Origin of the sequence: Acetohalobium arabaticum DSM 5501, assembly GCF_000144695.1 — a bacterium.
Classification (GTDB): domain Bacteria; phylum Bacillota; class Halanaerobiia; order Halobacteroidales; family Acetohalobiaceae; genus Acetohalobium; species Acetohalobium arabaticum.
Window position 1 is genome coordinate 2,107,987 of the sequence record NC_014378.1, and the last position, 22,537, is coordinate 2,130,523.

At 34.4% G+C, this 22,537-nt stretch carries 27 protein-coding genes, 1 pseudogene and 2 riboswitches; of the genes and pseudogenes, 3 read left to right on the top strand and 25 right to left on the bottom strand.

Annotated features, from left to right (window positions below; all coding sequences use genetic code 11):
• Positions 1–92: 92 nt before the first annotated feature.
• Entirely contained in the window at positions 93–647 is a 555-nt protein-coding gene (locus acear_RS10205) for a DUF6691 family protein (RefSeq protein WP_013278944.1), read from the bottom strand.
• A gap of 12 nt (positions 648–659) precedes the next feature.
• Positions 660–1,157 (bottom strand): YeeE/YedE thiosulfate transporter family protein, encoded by a 498-nt coding sequence (locus acear_RS10210; RefSeq protein WP_013278945.1) that lies wholly within the window; start codon positions 1,155–1,157, stop codon positions 660–662.
• 153 nt (positions 1,158–1,310) lie between these two features.
• On the opposite strand from acear_RS10210, the gene acear_RS10215 reads away from it, so the two are divergent.
• On the top strand, positions 1,311–2,426 hold the full coding sequence (locus acear_RS10215; protein WP_013278946.1) for a GerAB/ArcD/ProY family transporter: 1,116 nt from the start codon (positions 1,311–1,313) through the stop codon (positions 2,424–2,426).
• A gap of 203 nt (positions 2,427–2,629) precedes the next feature.
• On the opposite strand, the gene acear_RS10225 is transcribed toward acear_RS10215, so the two are convergent.
• Together acear_RS10225 and acear_RS10230 are read right to left on the bottom strand one after the other, a co-directional pair.
• A complete protein-coding gene (locus tag acear_RS10225) occupies positions 2,630–3,862 on the bottom strand; it encodes a Ger(x)C family spore germination protein (RefSeq protein WP_013278948.1) in 1,233 nt (410 codons plus the stop codon).
• Positions 3,863–4,022: 160 nt separating this feature from the next.
• The gene (locus acear_RS10230) at positions 4,023–5,315 is read right to left on the bottom strand and encodes an RNA-guided endonuclease InsQ/TnpB family protein (protein WP_013278949.1); all 1,293 of its coding nucleotides are present in this window, start codon (positions 5,313–5,315) and stop codon (positions 4,023–4,025) included.
• 84 nt (positions 5,316–5,399) lie between these two features.
• Between acear_RS10230 and tnpA the strand changes: the two genes are divergently transcribed.
• Positions 5,400–5,819 (top strand): IS200/IS605 family transposase, encoded by a 420-nt coding sequence (gene tnpA, locus acear_RS10235; protein ID WP_013278950.1) that lies wholly within the window; start codon positions 5,400–5,402, stop codon positions 5,817–5,819.
• Positions 5,820–6,152: 333 nt separating this feature from the next.
• On the opposite strand, the gene acear_RS10240 is transcribed toward tnpA, so the two are convergent.
• From acear_RS10240 to acear_RS10260, 5 genes are all read right to left on the bottom strand, one after another.
• Entirely contained in the window at positions 6,153–7,187 is a 1,035-nt protein-coding gene (locus tag acear_RS10240; protein ID WP_013278951.1) for an alcohol dehydrogenase catalytic domain-containing protein, read from the bottom strand.
• Positions 7,188–7,266: 79 nt separating this feature from the next.
• Positions 7,267–7,469: riboswitch (cobalamin riboswitch) on the bottom strand.
• Positions 7,470–7,730: 261 nt separating this feature from the next.
• A complete protein-coding gene (locus acear_RS10245) occupies positions 7,731–8,540 on the bottom strand; it encodes a MetQ/NlpA family ABC transporter substrate-binding protein (RefSeq protein WP_041667369.1) in 810 nt (269 codons plus the stop codon).
• Positions 8,541–8,636: 96 nt separating this feature from the next.
• Positions 8,637–8,753, bottom strand: a riboswitch (SAM riboswitch).
• A gap of 99 nt (positions 8,754–8,852) precedes the next feature.
• Positions 8,853–9,959: a phospholipase D-like domain-containing protein gene (locus acear_RS10250; RefSeq protein ID WP_013278953.1), complete on the bottom strand. Its 1,107-nt coding sequence runs from the start codon at positions 9,957–9,959 to the stop codon at positions 8,853–8,855.
• Between the two features lie 199 nt (positions 9,960–10,158).
• Positions 10,159–10,659, bottom strand: coding sequence for a nitroreductase family protein (locus acear_RS10255; protein WP_013278954.1), 501 nt, complete (start codon positions 10,657–10,659; stop codon positions 10,159–10,161).
• A gap of 68 nt (positions 10,660–10,727) precedes the next feature.
• Positions 10,728–11,294 carry a biotin transporter BioY gene (locus acear_RS10260; protein ID WP_013278955.1) on the bottom strand — a complete coding sequence of 189 codons (567 nt, stop codon included), beginning with the start codon at positions 11,292–11,294 and terminating at the stop codon, positions 10,728–10,730.
• 212 nt (positions 11,295–11,506) lie between these two features.
• On the opposite strand from acear_RS10260, the gene acear_RS10265 reads away from it, so the two are divergent.
• Positions 11,507–11,674, top strand: coding sequence for a DUF362 domain-containing protein (locus acear_RS10265; protein WP_013278956.1), 168 nt, complete (start codon positions 11,507–11,509; stop codon positions 11,672–11,674).
• Positions 11,675–11,748: 74 nt separating this feature from the next.
• On the opposite strand, the gene cheB is transcribed toward acear_RS10265, so the two are convergent.
• From cheB to acear_RS10330, 16 genes and pseudogenes are all read right to left on the bottom strand, one after another.
• A complete protein-coding gene (gene cheB / locus acear_RS10270; RefSeq protein ID WP_013278957.1) occupies positions 11,749–12,777 on the bottom strand; it encodes a chemotaxis-specific protein-glutamate methyltransferase CheB in 1,029 nt (342 codons plus the stop codon).
• Positions 12,778–13,004: 227 nt separating this feature from the next.
• Positions 13,005–13,952 carry a SufB/SufD family protein gene (locus acear_RS10275; RefSeq protein WP_013278958.1) on the bottom strand — a complete coding sequence of 316 codons (948 nt, stop codon included), beginning with the start codon at positions 13,950–13,952 and terminating at the stop codon, positions 13,005–13,007.
• A complete protein-coding gene (locus acear_RS10280; RefSeq protein WP_013278959.1) occupies positions 13,942–14,703 on the bottom strand; it encodes an ABC transporter ATP-binding protein in 762 nt (253 codons plus the stop codon). Before acear_RS10280 ends, acear_RS10275 begins: the two co-directional genes overlap by 11 nt.
• Positions 14,704–14,882: 179 nt before the next feature.
• Positions 14,883–15,122 carry a thioredoxin family protein gene (locus tag acear_RS10285; RefSeq protein ID WP_013278960.1) on the bottom strand — a complete coding sequence of 80 codons (240 nt, stop codon included), beginning with the start codon at positions 15,120–15,122 and terminating at the stop codon, positions 14,883–14,885.
• Positions 15,123–15,155: 33 nt separating this feature from the next.
• Positions 15,156–16,103, bottom strand: a complete 948-nt coding sequence (locus acear_RS10290) for a permease (RefSeq protein ID WP_013278961.1) — start codon at positions 16,101–16,103, stop codon at positions 15,156–15,158.
• Positions 16,104–16,184: 81 nt separating this feature from the next.
• Positions 16,185–16,502 (bottom strand): ArsR/SmtB family transcription factor, encoded by a 318-nt coding sequence (locus tag acear_RS10295; protein WP_013278962.1) that lies wholly within the window; start codon positions 16,500–16,502, stop codon positions 16,185–16,187.
• Positions 16,503–17,178: 676 nt separating this feature from the next.
• A pseudogene (locus acear_RS13040) lies at positions 17,179–17,330 on the bottom strand (glutaredoxin domain-containing protein); the annotation flags it as partial.
• A gap of 25 nt (positions 17,331–17,355) precedes the next feature.
• On the bottom strand, positions 17,356–17,532 hold the full coding sequence (locus acear_RS12620) for a hypothetical protein (RefSeq protein ID WP_013278963.1): 177 nt from the start codon (positions 17,530–17,532) through the stop codon (positions 17,356–17,358).
• Positions 17,533–17,545: 13 nt separating this feature from the next.
• Complete coding sequence (locus tag acear_RS12625; RefSeq protein ID WP_013278964.1) at positions 17,546–17,710, bottom strand: hypothetical protein; 165 nt, start codon at positions 17,708–17,710, stop codon at positions 17,546–17,548.
• A gap of 57 nt (positions 17,711–17,767) precedes the next feature.
• Positions 17,768–17,959, bottom strand: coding sequence for a hypothetical protein (locus acear_RS10305; protein ID WP_013278965.1), 192 nt, complete (start codon positions 17,957–17,959; stop codon positions 17,768–17,770).
• 21 nt (positions 17,960–17,980) lie between these two features.
• Positions 17,981–18,139, bottom strand: a complete 159-nt coding sequence (locus acear_RS12630; RefSeq protein WP_013278966.1) for a hypothetical protein — start codon at positions 18,137–18,139, stop codon at positions 17,981–17,983.
• Between the two features lie 25 nt (positions 18,140–18,164).
• Positions 18,165–19,310, bottom strand: a complete 1,146-nt coding sequence (locus acear_RS10310) for an aminotransferase class V-fold PLP-dependent enzyme (protein ID WP_013278967.1) — start codon at positions 19,308–19,310, stop codon at positions 18,165–18,167.
• 21 nt (positions 19,311–19,331) lie between these two features.
• A complete protein-coding gene (locus acear_RS10315) occupies positions 19,332–19,679 on the bottom strand; it encodes an ArsR/SmtB family transcription factor (protein WP_013278968.1) in 348 nt (115 codons plus the stop codon).
• A 212-nt stretch (positions 19,680–19,891) separates the two neighbouring features.
• The gene (arsB, locus tag acear_RS10320; protein ID WP_013278969.1) at positions 19,892–20,968 is read right to left on the bottom strand and encodes an ACR3 family arsenite efflux transporter; all 1,077 of its coding nucleotides are present in this window, start codon (positions 20,966–20,968) and stop codon (positions 19,892–19,894) included.
• 226 nt (positions 20,969–21,194) lie between these two features.
• Entirely contained in the window at positions 21,195–21,899 is a 705-nt protein-coding gene (locus tag acear_RS10325; RefSeq protein WP_013278970.1) for a metallophosphoesterase family protein, read from the bottom strand.
• Positions 21,900–21,926: 27 nt separating this feature from the next.
• A complete protein-coding gene (locus tag acear_RS10330) occupies positions 21,927–22,241 on the bottom strand; it encodes an ArsR/SmtB family transcription factor (protein WP_013278971.1) in 315 nt (104 codons plus the stop codon).
• Positions 22,242–22,537: the final 296 nt, after the last annotated feature.

Sequence of the window (22,537 nt, forward strand, 5' to 3'; positions counted from 1 at the left end):
AATTATTAAAAAATATCGGCATTCAGCCAGAGGGAGCCCCGCAGGAATTGCTTTTAGAGTGCGAGCCCGTCTGGTTTTCTGCCGATAAAATTCTATAATCCTAATCTCTCAATTACTCCTAGAATTGTAATTAGGATAATTACAACTGAAATAATAACCCACCAGTGATTAACTCCCAACATTTCTGGAATAGTAAGTTCATCAAATTCAGTTTTAGTCAATACAGTATCATTAATCAAAGGATAAATTAAACTAAATAACCAGACTCCTATTGTTATTCCTAATATACCAAATAATCCATCAATAGCCCCTCTTCCAGAAGCACCAACTACTGTCCCGGGGCAATAACCTAAAATTCCAAAACCAATGCCAAATATCAACCCCCCACAAACAGCAGTCCAGAGGGAACCAGAACCAGGATGTAATTCAACTAATTCTTTTTCTCTAAGAAAATAAACTCCAATCATTCCAGTAATAATAGCACTAGAAACAACCTTAAACATTGTAAAGTCTCTAAGTAATAACTGGCCAATTATAATCTGATAATTAGTAAGACCAGCCTTTTGAAGTAAAAAACCAAATATAATTCCCATTACTAAACCCAAAGCAAGTTGTAATTTATCCTTATTATGAAGGTCAGTTAACATAAGCTCCCTCCTTTAAAAAGAATAAAGAATGAATGCTGAAGCAACTCCACCAATAAAGAAAAATATAAAAGTAATCCAGCTAATAACTGCTAACTGTAGAGTACCACTTATTCCATGGCCACTAGTACATCCTCCGGCCCATCTAGCTCCAAAACCTATAAATATTCCACCAATTCCAGCTAATATCCACCTAAATAATTTTGAACTACCAAACTGTTGGTTCCAAAAAGCAGGAATCGAAACTAGCCTAAAGTCTCCTGATAACTGTACAGATATAAAAGCACCTATTGCTATTCCTAATACAAACGTCCATCCCCAATCTATAACAGGGGGGTATTCTTCATAGTATTTTCTTTCTAATGCCTTATCTCCTCTGAAGAACTTCTCTATTATTCCCGCTGTTCGAACGAAAGCAGTAGAAACACCAATTGTTTTATTCGATAACAGAAAAGTTAACCAGCTTAAAATACCAATTCCAGCCCCTACTAAATAAGGAGACCAATTACTCATTTATATCCTCCTTTTTTACTTGTTATAAGTTATAGATTTATTTTTCGAAAAAATGAAATTATTATGTATGTTTACTAAAAATTATGTTGTACATGTTTCTTCTTTATTTCAAGCATAATATTAAATAGAAATGAAGAAGGAAGGGATCTTGGAATGAAACAAAAAAAGATATCACTATTCCAATATAGTGCGTTATTAATAACTTTTCTGTTAGGAACTATTATAATAATCTGTCCTGAAGTAATAATTTCAGATCAGCTTGGCTGGCTAACAGATATTACTGCCATAGCTTTATCTTTTATTTCAATTTTATTGTTAACAGCCCTGCATCAACCTCTATTTGACAGTAATATCGTTGAAATAGCCAATCAGGTAGGAGGAGTCTGGTTCAGAATTGTTGTAGGCATTCTCTACATTATCTATGTCCTACATTTAGGCGCTCTAAATTTAAGACTTATTGGAAATTTTCTCTCTACTACAATCATGTCCAACATGCCTATATTAATATTTACATTTACTCTCACCCTTGTAAGTGCCTATGCGGTAACAATGGGAATTGAAACTATTGCTAGAGTTGGACAGGTGATTCTGCCGGTAATTTTACTGATCTTTACTTTACTACTGATCCTAGCAATCCCTGATTACGACCCCAGCAACTTACTACCATTAAAACTAAAGACTAAAAATTTATTACAGGGAGGATATCTCATCTGGGCCTTCCCTTTAGGGAACTTAATCTTGTTTTCTTTTTTATTTCCTTACGTTAGGCTACAATCAGAAAAGAGTAAAACAAAACAGTACCTTCTTTATACCAGCATAGCTCTATTAATAAGTGGAGTAATATTAACTCTAAGAACTCTAACTCTAACAATGGCATTTGGAGCTGACCTCGCATCTTCTTTTACATATCCTGTTTTTAGTATGGTAGGTATTATAGAAATCGGCGATTTTCTTGAACGACTTGAATCTGCTTTTTTAGTAATGTGGATTGGAACAGCTTTTATTACAATCTTATTCTGTTACTGGACTGCAGTTGAAGCAGTAGGTACTTTGGTTAGGTCAAAAAATAAAAAAAGTTTTATAATCCCCATCGGAATTATCATGGTCAGTTTATCCCAAATTCTGTTTAAAAATTATAGTGAACAGTATCAATTCACATTACATACTTGGCCCCATTATGCAGCTATTTTCTTATTAATAATTCCAGTGATAATTCTATTACTTTTATTACTTAAGAAAATTAAGAACAACATTAAAGACCGGCAGTGAATGAAAGGGGCTGTCGCATTAATTCTGATATTTGAGGTATAGGCCAGTCTAACACTTGTCCAAAGCTCAAATAAAAGCTAATCAACGTTAAAACTAATACTGCTACAAAAGAATTATAATCTTTTTTGAAGAAGAGCGAGATTACTTCTTTAATATTAAAATAATAAATTATTATAAGTATAATAACTAACATGTTAACCCCCCTACTCAAAAATTGGTTTATGGATTTTGCCCACCTGTTTTAAAATAGATTCAACCTCTACTTTGAAGCTTAGATTACTAAAGTTCTTTTCCCAATCCTGCTTCAACTTTTCCCAAGTAGAGGGGCTTTTCTGTTTGACAATTCCTTTTAAACCAAAGATATCACTCTGCAACTGCTGAGACTTCTTTATAGTTGATATAATTTCTTTTTTTACTGCTTCTTCTTTTAAACTTTCTATTTTATTAGCTGTTAAAAGTGAAGTTTGACTTATTTCTGAATCTTGTTCTGCTAATCGAGACAGCTCTTTTATGCTTATTAAAAAAGTTTTAGGATTAGCAGAATCCCATTTAATCTCTATCTGAGAATTATAAGTGTCCAGACTAACCGGACTATTATGTCCAGACAGAAAAAGATCCATACTGTGTAATTTAATTTCATCAATTATCCGCATATATCCTCTAGTTTCCTCAGGAGTTAAAGAACCAATAAGTTTATCCTTTTTAAATACAGCAGCTCCTTCCATTTTAAGAACCTTCTTTAATCCATCTTCTTTGTCTGTCTTCCCTTCACTCGATGAAGAACTCTCCTGACCTTCCTTTACTGGTTCAGCACGAACAAGCTCTAACTTTCCCAAAACAACTTCCTGATTACCAGAAGCAAGCCTAGCCATTACTTCTTTTAAATTTAAGTTATATGCTTTTGACCAGTCAGCTATATTCTTTATAAGACCATCAATTTGATCTGCTACAGGTTCTTTTTTCTCCTCAGGAGAATGTTTTAGAATCTGCCAGGCTTTATCCGTAGCTGTAATGACATTACTAGTTAATCTAATTTCTTCATTTCGGGCCAAAAAATCAACTACATCTCCTATACCTGTCCTACATAGTTTATTTCCCAGTACAAAAATATCACAATGAGACCAGATAAGAAGCCAGGAAGTCTTAGCGCGTATTTCTTTTACAGCTTTCTCAATCGTTTCACCTTCTGCTTGACCAACCCAAATAGCAGAACCCGGCCCAGGTGCATTAGCAGGTTCTCCCCCTTGACCAGTAGAAGGTTTTAAGATATGAACAGTAACTTTATACTCTCCATCAGCAGTTAAATCAATCCCCATTAAATTGATAATTCCCAGATTATTTAATTCCTTCTGTCCTACACAGCCTCCAAGTGAAAAAAGCAGTATTATAAGTATTATACTAATCACTATCTTTTTTATCCTTATCGACTGCTCCATATTTTTCCCTCCTGGCATTTTGATAAGGTAAGGGAACTCTAAGTGAACCACCTCCGAGACAAGCAACGGAGGCTTCTCACTACTTTACATATACTAAAATAGCTATATGTTACTAGGTGAGTTTGAACGAAGTTTAGTAATTAAGTTTTTGCACCTATTATCAGGCAACTCTTATTCGTTCTGGAGGGTTCACAACTCCATTATCCCTAGCTTGATTAACAAGTTCAGGAATACATTTTTTAGTTAAAAATTTTCTCATTATATTTAGACTGCCATTAACATCTGCATTAATGTTTAAGTCTATTTCAGACTTAAAAAGTCCCCTTTTAACTCTGCGAGACTTATTGTAGTTAGCTTTATTTAACTTTTCTAAATCTAAAGCTGAACAACCAGAAGTATAGACTTCATTAATGATATTAACTTCTATGCCTTCTAATTTAGCTTTATATTCAATTAAATCTTTTAATCTTTGAATTGGTACTTGAACAAATGATTTATTGTAGTTAATATTTTGCTTAATCTGTTTCAAATCACCTATTATTATTTTAGACACACCATGTCTTTTAGCTAGATTAATTATTTTTCTACTAGCTTGATGAAGATAGTTTGAAATATAGTTTTGGCGTTTTATCCTCAATTGCTTAATTTGTTTAGTGTCTTTAAAGTTTTTACTACCAGTTTGTTTCATTCTTATAGATTGTAGTCTATTTATTTCTTGATTAAAGTATTTATTCTTAGATTTAAGTGGTTTACCATTAATAATGTAGTTTTCTGGATTATCCTTAAATGTTAAAGTTGCTAAATTATCCAAACCTAAGTCTATAGCCATTACATTATCTCCTTGTGCTTTATCTTTTTCATTTACTTTGTGAATGATTATTAAATACCAATCACTAGAGAGGTTATCTTTTTTTATCCTTACTTGTTGGAGGGAGTTTTCCACGGAATGTCCTTTGGACATGGAGAGATTGTCTAAGTTAATCAGGCCTTGAACTACTGGAGGTAGCTCAAATTTAAGACTGTCCACCTGAAATTGATTTTTAATTTCTTTAGACAAGGACAAAAGAAGATTATCCTCTCTAACTCTGGTAGCTAAATTAGTAAAAATTATTTCACTTGGATTATTGTCTAAATACTTGAAATTAGGTGGTTTTGGTTGACCTTGATATTTGCCAGGATTGTTATTGTAATCCTCTATTGATTTAAAGTAGGACTTCCAGTCTTGAGCTAATTGTTTAAACAGTTGTTGTCTATTGTGGCTGTGAAGGTAATTAGTATGCCAGTTATCCTTAAACTTATTTTCTAGTCTAGTATATACTGGCTTAACTTCCTCATTGTTCTTTATTTGATAGTTAACTATATTATACAGCTTAGAACAATGCCAACTTAACTCTTTAACTATTTCTAGCTGTTTATGACTAAAATTAGGTTTGAATTTAAATGACAATTTCATATCTTTACACCTCCTTTCTTAGTTGATATAATTATACCATAGTTTTATTTGGTTGTAAACTAAGATTTAGGAGGTAAAATACTTATGAATAGGCAACTTAATAGTAATCGTCATTCTGTTTATAGTCTTAAATATCATTTAGTTGTAATCACAAAATACAGACACAAGTGTATTAATTCTAAAATATTTGACGAGCTAGAAAAAATATTTACTAGGTTACTCAATGACAAAGATTGCAAAGTCTTAGAATTCGCAGGTGAAGAAGACCATATTCATGTCTTGTTTGAAACTCCACCACAGATACAGTTATCAAAACTAGTTAACACTTTAAAAACGGTATCTTCTAGACTTATCAAAAAAGATTATGAAGAACATTTAAAAGACTACTACTGGGAATCGGCTTTTTGGTCTAGAAGTTACTGTATTATTTCTACTGGCGGAAAAAAATCAAATGATAATATTAAAAAAATAATAAATAGATATTTAAAAAGTATTGAGAAATAACACTTGAAATTTCATTAATCATAACCAGTCTCTGACTGGATAGGCTACCATTGAAACTATTGAAGAATATATCCAAATTCAAAGAGAAAAAGAACAAAACTGCCTTAATTCCCTTCGGGTTTAACAACCCTTCGTGGTAAAGCCTTCTCCACCTGAATCAAACTAAAGATTCAGATAGAGTTTTCTTGAGGCATTTTAGATAAAAATTCAGCCCCTGAACTTCTACATAGCTAATGAAGTCAGGGGCTTTCTATTTATGTAGATTTTATAAGACTTCATTTTCAGTAATATTGAGTTTAACTATTCGGAGATTACTAAACTCCTTATCCTTCCTTAAAAGTTAATAACTGTCTTTAAACCTTCATAATTAATAAGACGTTCAATTCCTGTTCTAATCTCATCTAATGAAATTTCATCAGTAATCAACCAATCAACCTCTAATTCTTTTGTCATCAACTCCAGAGCCTTTTTATTCTGATCCACTCTACAGCCGTAGGCTCCAACAATCATCTGTTCTTTGTAATGGAGTTCATTAGCATCTAACTCTATATTAGATTGATGATAAGGCAGGCTAGAAAAGAAACTGATTCTACCTCTTGGAGCTAATAACTTAAATAATGGAATTGATAATGCTGCTTCCTCACAGGCCAGAATAATAACATCAACCCCTTTATTCTCAGTTTCTGCAGTTACCGCTTCTTCTATAGATTCAATACTTAGATCTATAAAACAGTTAGCTTCTGTCTGCTCTGCTAAATTAATGCGACTAGTCAGCTTATCGGCTATCAGAACCTGTTGTGCACCATTGGCTTTAGCAAGCATGGTATGTAGGCAGCCGATCACTCCTGCTCCAATAACTAATACTCTATCTCCTTTACTTACTCTTGCTAATTCCTGAGCATTAATAGAGCAGGCTAAAGGTTCAGCCAGTGTAGCCTCCATAAAGGATAGACCAACCGGAATAGGATTCAGGATACCGCTTTCTACCCCGGCAGGCGGAATCATAATATATTCAGCAAATCCTCCATCATGAGTAAAACCCATAATCCCAATATCTTCACACTGATTAGTAATCCCTTCCCGACAGTAAGAACACTCATTACAGATAATCTCTGGAGCTATCTGCACCCGGTCCCCTACTTCAAACTCACTTCCAGCTGCTCTATTTTCAGCTACTATTCCAGCTACCTCATGGCCTGGAATCCGGGGATAATCTAATGCTTTATGCCCCTGACAAATCATCCTGACATCTGCACTACAGATCCCAGCCGACTTAACTTTAACTATAACACCTCCCGGAGGACATTCTGTATCTTCTACATCCGCTAAGTTAAACTCTCCTTGCCCCTTCAAAACTGCAGCCTTCATCTATACTTCCTCCTTATTATTTAATAAAAAAAGAAAAGCCCTCCACCAGATAACTGGCGAAGGACTTTTCCATCATCCTTACGCATCCTATAATTAGGCAGGTCTTCTGACTCACAGATCACTGCTTCTATTCAAGCCTTCCCGGTTTAAACCAGTGGCCTAAAGCTGAATAGAAACTCCCTGACTACAGCGGTGGGTCCGTATCGTTTATGATTGAATAGATTCAATCACTCGACTTCACTATTCTCCTCAAAGCGAGGCACCTAATTATAAAATGTATTATTTACTTTTGTTGGATTCTAATATAATTTTATCATAAAATTAGCAAAATTTAAATATATTTTCACACTAATTCCTGTCCAAGCTCATCAACTATCTTAATTGCCTCCAATACCATATCCGGAGTAATCTCAAAGGACATATTATGGATAGATTCTTCAGGTTTACAGACAGCTTCAGCAGCCCTTCTTAACTCAGCCTCTCCTGCCTCTTCAAGCCCTAACTCTTTTAGCGATACCAGCTATTACCTCCCAGAAAAATCATTTAAAATGCTGGAATAACAGAACCATTAAAGTGTTCATTGATAAACTCTCTAATCTCTTCAGACTGATAAGCCTCTACAAACTCTTTTATGACAGGATCATCTTTATCCTCCGGTCTGACAGCTATAATACATACATAAGGTGAGTCCTTATCTTCAATGAAGATAGAATCCTCTCTAGGATTCATATCCAGTTCCAAAGCATAATTACTGTTTACAGCAGCAGCAGCAACATCAGGCAGCATTCGAGCCGTCTGGGCAGCATCAACCTCATGTATCTCGATATCTTTAGGATTGGCCACTATGTCTTCAACAGTTGCTTCTATGCCGACTCCTTCTTTTAATTCAAATACTCCGGCTTGGGCTAAAAGCAATAGTGCCCGGCCGCCATTAGTAGGATCATTAGGAATAGCTACTGTTGCCCCCTCAGGTAACTGGTTAAGAGATTCATACTTATCTGAATAGATAGCCATAGGAATTATGATTGTTTTTCCTACAGTGGTTAAATCAAGCTCCCGCCCTTCTTTAAAGCTATTAAAATATGGAATATGCTGGAATGTATTTGCCTTTATCTCTCCTTCAGCTAAAGCCAAATTAGGAGCAACATAATCCGTAAAGGTGACTATCTCCAATTCAATATTCTTTTTAGCCAATATAGGCTTTACTCTTTCTAAAATTTTAGTAAAAGGACCAGCAGTTGCGCCAACCTTTAAAACCTTCTTTTCAGAGCCTACATCCTTGTCATCTGCACAGCCAACAACAAAACTAGCCAATAGAACACAAAGCAGCAATATTACAGTAATCTTTTTCATCATTTGAATTCTCCTTTACTCTCGGATCTCTATCAAATTATTTAATTAAATTAAAAAACTCTTCTGCCAAATGCAGAAGAGGCTATGTAACCGCTTCTCTCATCTGTCAGAATAATTCTGCAGGATTTAGCACCGCTGTCTGCTTAAAATCACCTTTAAGCAGCTGGTTGCCGGGCTTCATTGGGCCAGTCCCTCCACCCCTCTTGATAAGAGATCCAGATTATATTTTATAGTTTTAAATAATTAATACCTATTTTAACAGAAGAACTATAATTTTGCAAGAAAAAAATTGATAAATAGCTATATTCATTTTTAACATAACACTGCTTCAGTTAAAGCAATTAAACTGTTATAATCCAGATTCTTATCTCCGGAGATTAATTGACATTCCTGTAAATGTTCCTCCCTCCATCTACTCCACTTAGCACCTATGCCGTCTCCTTTCTCTACTAATACATTTAATTCTGATAGCTTACTCATGCCGAGCTTATGTAAGTTTGCCGACCCTAAAAAATACTTACTTCTATCTATACAGATAAACTTAGAATGAATCATTCTATCTGACAGATAAATCTTTACTTTTGAACTGGATTCATCAATTATTTTCTGCAGAATATGTTGATTCAGTGACTGCTGAACATTGGATTCTCTAGAAGTTATTATTGTAACATTAATTCCTCTTTTTGCAGCATTAATAATTTCTTCTGTTATATCTGAGTCACCAAAATAAGCCATTTCTATATCTATTCTATATCTTGCTTCCTTTAATAATTTCAAGACTTTAGGTTTTATTTCAAAGAGATTCTGTTCTCTGATATTAAAATAAAATTCAACATCTTGATAACCAACTTTAGGTTTTTTATTGGTTAATCTATTCCAAAAATAACTTACTAATTCAGAATCTACAAATTTAATCATATAATCTGCATATTCTCCAGTCTGACCGTCCATTGTTTTATCCCCAATATTAATTCCACCTAAAATCAATACTTCATTATCAAAAACATAAAATTTAGAATGGTCCTGTCTCTCTTTATCAGATTCAATTGTAATATTATCATGATTCAACATTCTATTTAATCTTTCATTTCTAAATTGTTCTTTAGAGCGATTATTATCTCTATAATATAAAAATGAAAGAACCCACTCTTTAATTGTTAAACCAACTTCTACATCTTTATGAAAGAAACTCTGTTTCTGCTGTTCAATCCGCTCAAAGACTGCTCCTGCTTTATCCTTCAAAATCTTGATTTCTACTCCTCTATCAGCAGCTTTAATCAGTTCTTCAGCTATTAAGTTTCCAATGTTATCATCCCGCCAAATATACATACAGATATAGATTGATTCTTTAGCTTTCTTTATCTGTTTAATAATTTCAGCAAAAGATTCAATTTCATTAATCAACAGTTCCTTTTCCATTATAGCCATTCCCCTTTTATTTTATGAATTACTAAGGTAGATTCTTTATTTTACTAGTAGAATCATTTTATCATAAATATATCCATCATCCCAAATTTCAACAATTATAAAGTATAAAATTATGTCTTTATAATTAAAATTCCCCCTAAGCCTCATCAAATATTAATGAGAACTCAGGGGTAAATCATCATATAAATAATTACCAACAGTTATAATGAACACGGGACTCATCATATCTATCTACTGGCGGCTTCTTTTCAGCAGGTCTACCAAGGGAAACTATGGAAAAAGGAATAATATTCTCCGGTAAATCGAATAAATCTCTAATTCCATTCTCACGATCCTTATCCGGATGAATCCCCACCCAGACAGAACCTAAATCCTTCGTTTCAGCAGTAATTAAAATATTCTGAGTTGCTGCCGAACAGTCCTGTACCCAATATCCATCATACTCTTCTAATTCTATATCACCACAGACTAAAATTGCTGCTGGAGCATCTCTTAACATTTCAGCATCAGGATGCAAATCAGCAATTTGATTTAAAGTATCTTGCTTTTCAATTACAATAAAATGCCAGGGCTGTTCATTTCCAGCCGAAGGAGCCGACATGGCTGCTTTTAAAAGTTGATTCATAGTATCATCAGGTATAGTTTCAGAAGTATATTCCCTGATACTCCGTCGAGATAAGATTGCTTCCATATCTACACCTCCTACTTTTTCTAATCTCCATGTATTATTATGATTTCAAATTATTCATAAATTATTCTTCAATCACTAATTCCAGCCGGCAATGTAGTTTTAACCTGGCTTAATACCTTCTTTGAAATCACAGCAGCTATAATGGACAGAAATAAATCACCAGGAATCGGAACCAAAAATCCAATTTGAATTGCCTTCATTAAACTAAAGCTCTTACCAACAATAAAGTTAAAATTGAAATAGAGATAGGCTACTCCAACAATATAAACTACAGTTAAACCAGCTAAATTAGCAGCTAAATAATGAATGAAACTCTTTTCTCGAATATTATTTATTATTTTCCCAATTACATAAGCCCCTAGAGCAAACCCAATTAAGTAACCAAAAGTAGGCTGTAATACATAACTCGGTCCTCCTCCTTTAGTAAAAATTGGAATCCCAACTAAACCGGTTAAAATATAAACTACTTGACTTAATAATCCTAACTTACTGCCTAAAAGACTGCCGGCAAAGAACACAAATAATACCTGTAAAGTAAAAGGGACATACGGAATCGGAACTCTAATATAGGCTCCCACAGCAGTTAAAGCCGCAAATAATCCTACCAGTATAATCTCTTTAATCTTCAAATTCATACTTAATCCCTCCTTAACTTTGTTAACTTAATTGTATTAATTGTTAACATTGAATTTATGATATCAAATCTTATTTGTATTGTCAACTATCTTTCTGTACTAGTTTACAATTATTTTTTTACTAATGTAATTGACTTTCAATAATCAAAGTGTTATCATAGTTACGTAAGTTATTTTAATACTTAAATTAACGAAAGGAGATGGAATAAAAGATGGCTTATACTATCAACGATGAATGTGTTGACTGTGGTACTTGCGTAGAAGAATGCCCAGTTGACGCTATTATTGAAGGGGATGACCACTTCGAAATTGATGAAGATGAATGTGTAGAATGTGGAAATTGTCTCGATGCTTGCCCAGTAGAAGCAATTGAAGAATAAAAAATAATCTAACTCCAAAGCTGTCCCCGGTTAATAATTTAACCGGGGTTGTAAAATTCATTATATTATAAAATTCACTGATTATTTAATACTCGTATAATTCCATCTGTTATTTTATCTAAACTAACTACTTCTTTAGAAGCCCCCTGTTCAATTGCCTGCTTAGGCATCTCAAACAGAGCAGAAGTCTCTTCATCCTGAACTATTGTATATCCACCAGCTTCTTTAATCTGCTTTAATCCTTTAGCTCCATCATTCCCCATTCCTGTCAATAATACGCCTATAGCCTTATCCTTTACTTCTGCTGCTAGTGAAGTGAAAAACGTATCAATACTTGACTGTTGCTTAAAAGATTGATTATTATTCTTTAACCATAGATAATAATTACCATCACTTTTCTCCAAACCTGATTCATATCCTCCCGGGATAACCAAAGCCTGTCCAGGTAGAATCCGATCTCCATTTTCTGCTTCCTTAACTTCCAAATCACTAATATGATTTAATCTTCGCACAAATGCTGAAGTAAATTCTTGAGGCATATGCTGAATAATAACAATTCCTGGCATCTTAGCCGTAAACCTAGCTAATAATTCCTTAATTGCTTTAAAACCGCCAGTAGATGCTCCAATTCCGAGTATTGCTTTCTCCTTATTAACTGTTAACTCCCGAGAGATAAAATCATCTTTGAATTTAGGCACTACATTTGCTCTAGCTACCGATTTAATCTTACTAATTACTTCAGTTTGAAATTCATTTCTTTTATTTTCAGTTGTTACAGCCGGTTTAATTAAAAAATCAACTACTCCCATTTCTAATGCTTTTAAAACTAATTTATTTCGTTGAGTAGTTAAAGTACTTACTACTATAACAGGAATAGAATGATGAACCATGAACCTTTCCAAATATTGTAAACAATCCATATTTGCCATTCTAATATCAAGAATTAAAATATCTGGCTTTAATTCTTCCACTTTCCTAACAGCTAAATATGAATTAGTAGCTGAACCAACTAACTCTATTTCACTATTCTTTTCTAAAGCCTTTCCTAAGACATTATTAACTAACGGGGAGTTATAAATCACTAACACCTTTATCTTTTCCATCCTACTCACTCCTCTTATTAAATATTTTATAGGTATATTCTGCTCCCCTTAGTATCCGCTTTGTTCTTCACCTCCTTTTTTCTAAATTTTCTCAAAATTAACACTACTCACTCCTCAACAATCAATCTACACTATCAAACCATTCCTATGTAATATTTTCGACATTTTATGTCAATTTCCTTTTTAAAATTCGAATTAAAAGAATGAAATCATTTCCATTATCAAATTCACCCTCTCAACATTCCTTGAATAATTACATCACTTGCTTCCTCTTCATCCAAGCCCCGGGCCAATAAAGTCTGTAGTTGAGTACTATCGATACTTCCAATTGCAGCCTCATGAGTAACTTTAGCTTCAGGATGGCGCACATCTACAACTGGTACAGCCCGAGCATTCGCCTCATCCTTAATTATTTCCGTACAATCAACATGTCCCTTAGCTCCCGCAGCATAAGCTGTCATTTCATTTAATATATCAGCTCGGGCTTGATCTTGCAGAGCAATTCTAGTTTCCAATAAGCCTCGAGCATTAACTCCTATTAAATCTGCATTTTCTTTAATCTTAATCTGGTCATCAACAGACCCGCTAATTTTAGCTATCATTTCCACATTAGAATTAGCTCCAATTTCACTCTCATAGGCGATATCAATTAATCCTGCTCTTCCTTCAAAGAGATTAAAGATTGTCTTTAATAAACTATTTTCCTGCATTACAATATCAGTATTAGCAATTACTTCTACTCCGCCGCTTGTACCGTGGTCATGAACTTCACGATAGATATATTCGCTATTATCCCTTACTTTAATCTCAGCATCCATTTTATGGGTTACATCTCGAGCATTGGGAAAGACACAATGGGCTAAAATTTCAACAGCTGCGTCATCCTCTACTGTAATATCCATATCTATCTGCTGCAGTCCTTCTTCAGGTAAGACGCCAAAACAGAGATGGACTGGTTTTGCAATCTGATGTCCTTCCTTAATGACAATCTTCACTTCTACTAAATCATCCTGGTTATCCTTGACATCTACTTCTAATCCCTCTACCAAATTTGAACCTATAACTTCATCCCTTTCAATCACCAAATGTGCTATATCACTATCAGTAAAAATATCCTTATCGCCACCAGCTTGATCATATATATCCACCATCTCTTGATAATCATTATCTATCATTAGCTGCCACCTCCACTAAACATTCATTATCTCCACACGGTGAACAGTCATCTTTAAAGTAAGCAGCTATCTGCTGCGGCTGGCCCCGCCTAACTATATTTCCTCCACAGACCAAAGCTGCTGTATCAGCTAAATCCAACATTTCATCAGAATGAGTAATCAGTACTACTCCTGTACCTTGAGCTCTAAAGCTGTTAATCACCTGACTGATATTATTTAAAGCAATCACATCAACACCGGAATCAGGTTCATCTAAAATCACCAGATCAGGATCCATCAATAAGATTGAAGCCAATTCTATCCGTTTTCTTTCTCCTCCGCTTAGAGTATCATCTACTTCTCTATCTAGATATCTATCAGGATTAATAGCTACTTCATTAAGGGCCCACCTTAACTGCTGCTCTGTAACCTCCCGCCCCTGACTTTCTAACCCTAAAGCTAAAAACTTCCGTACTTTAACCCCTTCAAATCGGGCCGGCTGCTGCCAGGCTAAAGTTATCCCCTTTTGGGCTCTCTCTTGAGTAGCTAAGTCTGTAATATCTTCTCCTTTGAACAGAACTTCTCCATTACTAGGACTATAACCATCTAATCCCATCAGCGTATAAGCCAGAGAACTCTTTCCACATCCATTAGGACCAATCAAAGCATAGACCTGTCCTGCATTAACAGTCAGTGACAGATCTTTTAATATTACAGTATCATCTAATATTAAATCCAAATCCTTTATTTGTAGTAATTCATTTTCAGTCACTATTTCCACTCCTTTCAACTACTCATCTTTATTAACTCTGATTCATATTCTGCTAAACTTTCTTCTCTCTTTACTATCTGATTCTGAACTGGCCATTTTAATTCCTCCATTTATCTTTAACTGATAAATTATATAAAATCATAAATTATCCCTGCTTAATTAAGCAGGGATAATTTAAGTTACATTTCAGCTTCAATTAATTCCTTAATCTCCTCTACATTAGGTACTCTACCTTTAACTTTGACCTCTCCATTAATTCCTAAACCAGGAGTACTCATAATTCCTGCCTGAGCTATCTCAGACATATCCTCTACTTTTTCAACTTCAGCATCAGCTCCTAGATCTTCTGCTGCTGCTTTAGCATTATCAGCCAACTTTACACAGTTCTTACAGCCTGGTCCATAAACTTTAATCTCCATCTTTACTTCACCTCCTCAATAATTAGTTTATGATTATATTACTATATTAAACAGATAACCTACACCAATAATTGAAACACCAACAATTGTAATAAAGATTCCAATCAATTTAGGCTTCAACACTTTTCGCAAAATCACCATCTGTGGTACAGATAAGGCTACTGTTGCCATCATAAAGCTTAAGGCAGTTCCTACAGCAACACCTTTATTCATTAGTGATTCTACAATTGGAATTGTACCTACAGCATTAGAATAGAGCGGAATTCCAAATAAAACCCCAACAAAGACAGAGAAAGGATTATTTGGCCCAGCATAATCTGCCAGGGCTCCTGTCGGTACATAGCCGTGAATCAAACCGCCGATTGCTATTCCAATCATCACGAACTTCCAGATTCTACCTACTATATCCTTCACCTGATGTTTAGCATACTCAATTCTGTCTTCCCAGGTCATAGCTTCAATTTCTTCTTCTTCCATTTCAATCTCATAAACATACTCTTCGACATAATCTTCTAAACCTAAATAACCAATTATGATTCCGCCTACAATTCCTACTGTAACTCCGCTAACTAAATATAAAGTTGCTATCTGCCAGCCGAAGATTGAATAGAGCAGAACCAAGGCTATCTCATTAACGATTGGAGAAGTAATTAAAAAGGAAAAGGTTACTCCCAGCGGAACTCCTGCTTCCACAAAACCGATAAAGATCGGAACTGTTGAACAGGAACAGAACGGCGACACAACTCCTAAAAAGGAAGCAATAGCATTTCCGACAAATAACTTCTTACCGCTTAATAACTTCTTAACTCTTTCTGGCTGAAAGAAGCTACGGATAATAGAAATTACAAAGATCATAACACTTAACAATAACATAATTTTAATTGTATCATACACGAAAAAGTTTACAGCCTCACCTAAATGGGATCCCTGACTAAAATTTAGCCAGTTATAAACTACTAAATCAGCAAAACTTTTAATCATTCTACCTCACTCCTCATATGTTTTTAGTTTTATAATATTACTATATCATTAGATTCTAATATAACAATTAAAAATAAAATACTATCTATCTTCTAAAGCTGATTGGGTCTGATTGATCTGTTCAACTATTAAATCTTTAGCCAACTCCAGTATCTCCCATACTTCATCATTCTTTATCTTATAATGTACTTCTACTCCTACTTTTTGGCTTTCTACTAAATTCTGATCTCTTAACACCTTTAAATGTTGTGAAATATTAGATTGACTAAGCTCTAAAGCTTCATAAATTTCACAAACACATAATTCCCCTTCCTGGAGTAAATTTAAAATCTGAATTCTAGTGGGATGAGCTAAAGCTTTAAATAATTTACTTTTTAATTTACTGATTAATTCTGACATATCTGCATCCCCTTTAGATTATTTAATTAATTTATATTCTAATATTCTAATATAATTATAGTTGATTTTATTCTTGATGTCAACCGATATCATGAATTAATTTAACAGAGTAATCTGGTCCAATTCTGCTTTCATTAATGATCTTAATCTAAAACCGGCTTCCAGCCAGCTTTAGATCATTCATCCTCCACCATCATAACCAACAGAAACTAATTCCCCATCCTCAACAATTACTGGAACTCTTTTAGGAAATAATCCTTATATCTCCCATTTGAAAAAGGGAGATATAAGGATTAGCAAATATTAATTTAAATAATTGATATTTGCTCCATAATTTATTATAATATAGATGTAAATCACAAGTGAATATTGGAGGTTGCAGTAGCTAAACCTCTACTGTGTAAAATATTCAGGGTGCTCGTTGTAGATAGAAGACACTAAATCTTCTAGTAAGCACTTATAGAGATGCTTACACTTCTATCTTGAGCAATAAAAGTATCTCTGAGTCTAGCACCTACGCTAGATAGGAGTAGTGACGCTTTTTGTATAACCAGTCTTTGACTGGGTAGGCGTTGGACACGCCTATTGGGTAACTTGCTTGATATTACGGGTAATTCCCATAAAAGCAAGCGACCATGAAGCTCGGTAATTCATTGCCGAGTAGTTCACCATCATATTTTTCCTTAACCATTTCTCTTGCCTGAGAATCCTCTGAAGTATTAACTATTTCAAATTCAATACCATCACAATACCATCAGCCTTATAATCTTCAATAGCCTGTTTACAATAAGGACAACCAGTCTTAGTATAGATAATAGTCTTTGACATAAAACTACAAGGTTAGTATTTTAATTTACGCTTTTAAGCCCCTCTGTCTATTTTTCCCGTCCCAACAATGCAGCTTTTTCTTTTTTTGGGGAGCAATCTCTTCTAATACAAACTCAAGTGCCTGCTGTGGATTCTCTGATTGATAAATATCATTTAACCAATCCTGAGCTTTATCATCAAGGACAATAAGTAATTTATCCACGTCACTTTCCCCCTTAATCTAAATCCGGATGCTTCATGCCGCCTTTTTTCTTCTTGTCTACCTTAGGAATAATATATTCTACAATAAATTCTAGAGCTTCTTGTGGATCTTTATCAAGACAGATCCTTTCTAACATAGTCTGTTCTTTCTGATCTAAAGAAATAAATAACTTACTCACACTACCCTCTCCTTTATTTGTGATTTTTTACACAAAATTAATATGAATTTTGATCCTTTAGTCCCCATAATAAGGACAGCCCTTTATTTTATATCCTAACTCTTCATAGACTATCTTTCCTACTTCAAGAGGTTCCAACCCTACTTTATCGGCAATTCCAGCTACAAATTCACAATCAATATCACCATCGGCAGCTCTTCTTTCTTTTATTTGTTCAGCAATTATCTCCTTCTGCTCCTCTGGAGTCATAATCTAATCACCTCCTTAAATCTATCTCTTTCTTACTTCCCAACATTGAGTTTCCTTCTTTTTCTGAGGAACAATCTCCTCTAATATAAATTCAAGTGCCTGCTGTGAGTCCTCTGTTTGATAAATATCAGCCAATAAATCCAGCTTTCGTTCATCAAACGTAATAAATAACTTATCCATGCTACACCCTCCCTAATAATCTTAATCAGCAATTACTCAAATCACATAAAGCCTCATATAATTGCTGACAGTCTTCTTTAGTATTAAAATAATTGAAACTAATCCGAACTGTTCCTCGGTTTACTGTTCCAATACAGCGGTGGGCTGGAGGAGCACAATGCAAACCGGCTCTAACCATGATTTCATATACTTCATCTAACACATAAGCTGCTTCTTCCGGCGGAATCTCTTCTAGGTTAAATGAGATAACAGCCACTTGTCGTTCCGGTTCTGCAGGTCCGTATATCTTTAATCCCGGTATCTGTTGTAAGTAATCCAACATATAAGAAGTAAGTTCCTGTTCATGGGCCCTAATGTTGGTAATACTCTCCTCAAGAATAAACTTAACAGCTGCTCTTAAGCCTGCAATTCCAACTATATTATGTGTTCCGGCTTCGAAACGATTTGGTAAGTAATCAGGTTGGCGTTCTAACAGAGAATCCCCGCCGGTACCTCCTTCTTTTAAAGGCTGAAGTTCAATATCAGAATTGATATAAAGCCCTCCAGTACCAGTAGGTCCTAGCAATCCTTTATGACCAGTAAAGGCTAACAGATCAATATTTAATCTTTGTACATCAATTGGATAAACCCCTGCTGTCTGAGCTGTATCTACCAATAAAGGAATCTGATGCTGGCGACAGATATCTCCTACCTCTTTGATAGGTAAGATAGCACCGGTAACATTAGAAGCATGGTTGAGAGCAACTAACTTAGTTTCTGGGCAGATAGCTTTTTCAATCTGATCTACATCTAAATAAGAACCTTCAAGACAGGGAATAGCTGTTAAATCAATATTTCTTTCTCTTTCTAACCTCTTCAATGGCCGCCACATAGCATTATGTTCTAACTGGCTGGTAATTACATGGTCTCCTTCTTGTAATAATCCTTTTAAAGTTAAATTTAAAGCCTCAGTAACATTAGCTGTAAATACAATTCTGGCTGGGGTTTCAATATTAAACAGCTGACTTAAAAGCTTTCTGGTTTCAACAATAATTTCTTGAGCTTGCTCTGCTCGTCTATAGCTACCTCGCCCCGGATTCACTCCAATATTACGCTGATAATTATCTACAGCTTGATAAACACTTTCAGGTTTGGGAAAAGAAGTAGCTGCATTATCTAAATAAATACTCAATTTTTTCCCTCCTTTTAAAAATTAATTTTTCTTAGGCCTAAATATATTATTTATCTTTTTTCTTTTCCTCTTAAATTCTTTCATAATTACATCATCTAGACAGGAAAAAAATTCAACAATACAGGGAGTTTCTAAAAAATAATAAACATTCAGCCCCTCTTTTCTAGAATCAATAATACCTGCCTCTTTTAAAGTACTTAAATGTTTAGAAATGACCGATTGACTGGCATCCAATGCTTCAGTTAGTTCACAGACACATTTTTCTCCTTCCTCAGCCAATAAGTCAACTATTTCTATTCTGAGCCAATGAGCTAATGCTTTAGCAATTTTAGCCCGAGCTTTATAAATGCTGTTACTGATTTTGCCCACTCCTTTTTAGTTTATAATTATACTGTATATTCTTTATTATTTTAATACTATATTATCATATTGGAATATAGTTGTCAATAATAACCATTCAAAATAAAAGGGTCCACATTAATGTGGACCCTCATAAGAGATTACATATTATCATCCTGCATATTACTCATCATTCCCATCATCTAAGAAATATCGATGTCAGACTCCTGAATCATCTAAATTTACGCTTTTGATTTCTGAGGAAACCAATGCTTAGTTCGATTAGCAATTGCTACTAAAGCTAACATAACTGGAACCTCTACTAAAACTCCAACTACTGTTGCTAATGCAGCACCAGAAGTTAAACCAAAGATAGAAATTGCTGTTGCCACTGCTAATTCAAAGAAGTTACTAGCTCCAATCATACTGGCCGGCGCTGCTACTGGATGCTCTAACTTAAGCAGTTTAGCACCGCCATAACCAAGAATAAAGACAAAGAAAGTCTGAATCGTAAGCGGAATAGCAATTAATAAGATATCAAACGGATTATTTAAGATGATATCACCTTGGAAGGCAAATAAAATAATCAACGTTAATAATAAGCCAACAATTGTGAAATTATCTAACTTTTTTAAATAGACATTTTCCAGCCAGTCAATACCTTTATTCTTAATTATATATCTCCGTGATAAATAACCAGCTACTAAAGGAACAATAATATATAGTACTACAGATAACAGTACCGTATCATATGGTACATTAAAATCAGTTACCCCTAATAACAACATTACCAAAGGTGCATAGGCAAAGACTAAAACTAAGTCATTAACTGCTACCTGAATTAAAGTATAATTTGCATCTCCATCGGTTAAATAACTCCAGACGAAAACCATTGCTGTACAAGGAGCTGATCCTAATAAAATCATCCCTGCTACATATTGATCTGCTAATTCTGGACTAATAAAGACCCCAAAAATATTCTTCAAAAATAACCAACCAAAGAAAGCCATTGTAAATGGCTTAATCAACCAATTTACTACTAATGTTAAACCCAAACCTTTAGGCTTCTTTCCCGCTTCTATAATACTACTAAAATCAATCTGTACCATCATTGGATAAATCATAAACCAGATTAAAACTGCTACAGGAATATTAACTTGAGCGTATTCAAACCGACTTAAAGTTTCTGGAATTGCTGATAAAAATCTTCCAACTCCAATTCCTATAGCAATACAGATAGCAACCCATAAAGTTAAGTACTTTTCAAAAAATCCTAATCCTTCTGTCTCTTCTTTAACCTCCATTTTTTCTTGACTCATAGTCCTTCCTCCTAATTTTTCATGATTTAAGCTACTTTAATACTGTTATCATAGACATCAACTCAAACTGAATTCTGATAAACTACAGCTTAATAGATATATTATTGCAAGTTATTACAGTGCTTTATCCAGCCGGGGAAGTTTCGACGTTTCAAATCAATTACTTGTTCAACTAAACGTAAAGACAACTCCCACTAAGAGAGTACGCCACATCCGGACAAATTCTTCATCCTTCTAAAATCCCAATTAACTCATCCGCTAAATCTGTTTCTTTAATTTTAGCAGTTACCTTTTCTACTGGATAAGCTACCTCTATAAATTCAGCTGTAACTCTATTATCCTCTACCTCAACTACTGTATATATTCCATTACTATTACCATGTTTAGGCTTCCCTACACTACCGGCATTAATGATATGTCTACCATTAATCACTCGATGATAAGGCAGATGAGTATGACCACAGATTAGAATATCCTCTTCTAACTCTGCTGCTACTTCCTCTACTTGCTCACTATCAGCATATAGATACTCATTTAATTGACGGGGACTACCATGGACTACTAAAGCAGTATAATTCCCCAACTCCAATCTTAATTCCTGAGGTAAATCCTTTAGAAATTCTCTATTATCTTCAGTAATTTCTTCATTAGTAAATTGTAAAGAAGAAAGTCCAATCTTCTCTTCACGTTCAGTCTCATAATCACAACCACAAGTAATACGAAGATTACCAATAGCATCATCATAATTCCCCTGGATTGTCTCTATCTTTTCCTGTTTAACCTTGCTAATTACTTCATTCGGAAAAGGAGTATAACCGACCAAATCACCAGCACAGACTATTTGATCTACATTTCTAGTCTTTATATCGTTTAATACCTGTTCTAGAGCATAAATATTACTGTGAATATCAGTAATTACAGCTAATCTCATCTTAACACTCCTCTCTAATAATTTAATTTAGCAATCACTCTTAGTACAATCATATCTCCCCGGCTGTTTAGCAGTAATAAAATCCAAGCTATCCTTGAACTCTTCTACTTTATCATGATTCAACTCATAATCCACCCAGCGTCCACGTTTAGTAGCTTTAATCAATCCCGCATTCTTAAGTATCTTAAGATGATGGGATATATTAGGCTGGCTTAGGCCTAGCTCCTCTGTTACATCACAGACACATAATTTACCACAACAGGCCAATAAATCAACAATCTTCAACCTCCGTTCATCAGATAAAGCTTTAAATAATTCTGTTGTTTCTGCAATCTTTTCCATCTGGTTCACTCCTCATCTACTAGATATCATATAAATAAATTTATATATTTATGTTTATTTATATGATAACCAAACTTAACAACAATGTCAACAATAATTTGATAATTATCCTGTATAAAGCTTGATCTTAAATTAAATGAACTTGCAACTTTATTGATATATTGTTGCAGTTTAGAGTTGATATCTTGCAAACGCTCCGAAAATCAGCCCTAATTAATTAGCAATAAATTAACCTTAGAGCTACTGTTTGAATACCCTACTTTATATGTTAGCCATTTTCTCTTGTGGGGCTGCTT

Coding starts and splice junctions, on each gene's coding strand:
- acear_RS10205 (WP_013278944.1), bottom strand. CDS start 647: ATGTTAACTGACCTTCATAATAAGGATAAATTACAACTTGCTTTGGGT.
- acear_RS10210 (WP_013278945.1), bottom strand. CDS start 1,157: ATGAGTAATTGGTCTCCTTATTTAGTAGGGGCTGGAATTGGTATTTTA.
- acear_RS10215 (WP_013278946.1), top strand. CDS start 1,311: ATGAAACAAAAAAAGATATCACTATTCCAATATAGTGCGTTATTAATA.
- acear_RS10225 (WP_013278948.1), bottom strand. CDS start 3,862: ATGGAGCAGTCGATAAGGATAAAAAAGATAGTGATTAGTATAATACTT.
- acear_RS10230 (WP_013278949.1), bottom strand. CDS start 5,315: ATGAAATTGTCATTTAAATTCAAACCTAATTTTAGTCATAAACAGCTA.
- tnpA (WP_013278950.1), top strand. CDS start 5,400: ATGAATAGGCAACTTAATAGTAATCGTCATTCTGTTTATAGTCTTAAA.
- acear_RS10240 (WP_013278951.1), bottom strand. CDS start 7,187: ATGAAGGCTGCAGTTTTGAAGGGGCAAGGAGAGTTTAACTTAGCGGAT.
- acear_RS10245 (WP_041667369.1), bottom strand. CDS start 8,540: ATGAAAAAGATTACTGTAATATTGCTGCTTTGTGTTCTATTGGCTAGT.
- acear_RS10250 (WP_013278953.1), bottom strand. CDS start 9,959: ATGGAAAAGGAACTGTTGATTAATGAAATTGAATCTTTTGCTGAAATT.
- acear_RS10255 (WP_013278954.1), bottom strand. CDS start 10,659: ATGGAAGCAATCTTATCTCGACGGAGTATCAGGGAATATACTTCTGAA.
- acear_RS10260 (WP_013278955.1), bottom strand. CDS start 11,294: ATGAATTTGAAGATTAAAGAGATTATACTGGTAGGATTATTTGCGGCT.
- acear_RS10265 (WP_013278956.1), top strand. CDS start 11,507: ATGGCTTATACTATCAACGATGAATGTGTTGACTGTGGTACTTGCGTA.
- cheB (WP_013278957.1), bottom strand. CDS start 12,777: ATGGAAAAGATAAAGGTGTTAGTGATTTATAACTCCCCGTTAGTTAAT.
- acear_RS10275 (WP_013278958.1), bottom strand. CDS start 13,952: ATGATAGATAATGATTATCAAGAGATGGTGGATATATATGATCAAGCT.
- acear_RS10285 (WP_013278960.1), bottom strand. CDS start 15,122: ATGGAGATTAAAGTTTATGGACCAGGCTGTAAGAACTGTGTAAAGTTG.
- acear_RS10290 (WP_013278961.1), bottom strand. CDS start 16,103: ATGATTAAAAGTTTTGCTGATTTAGTAGTTTATAACTGGCTAAATTTT.
- acear_RS10295 (WP_013278962.1), bottom strand. CDS start 16,502: ATGTCAGAATTAATCAGTAAATTAAAAAGTAAATTATTTAAAGCTTTA.
- acear_RS10305 (WP_013278965.1), bottom strand. CDS start 17,959: ATGACTCCAGAGGAGCAGAAGGAGATAATTGCTGAACAAATAAAAGAA.
- acear_RS12630 (WP_013278966.1), bottom strand. CDS start 18,139: ATGGATAAGTTATTTATTACGTTTGATGAACGAAAGCTGGATTTATTG.
- arsB (WP_013278969.1), bottom strand. CDS start 20,968: ATGAGTCAAGAAAAAATGGAGGTTAAAGAAGAGACAGAAGGATTAGGA.
- acear_RS10325 (WP_013278970.1), bottom strand. CDS start 21,899: ATGAGATTAGCTGTAATTACTGATATTCACAGTAATATTTATGCTCTA.
- acear_RS10330 (WP_013278971.1), bottom strand. CDS start 22,241: ATGGAAAAGATTGCAGAAACAACAGAATTATTTAAAGCTTTATCTGAT.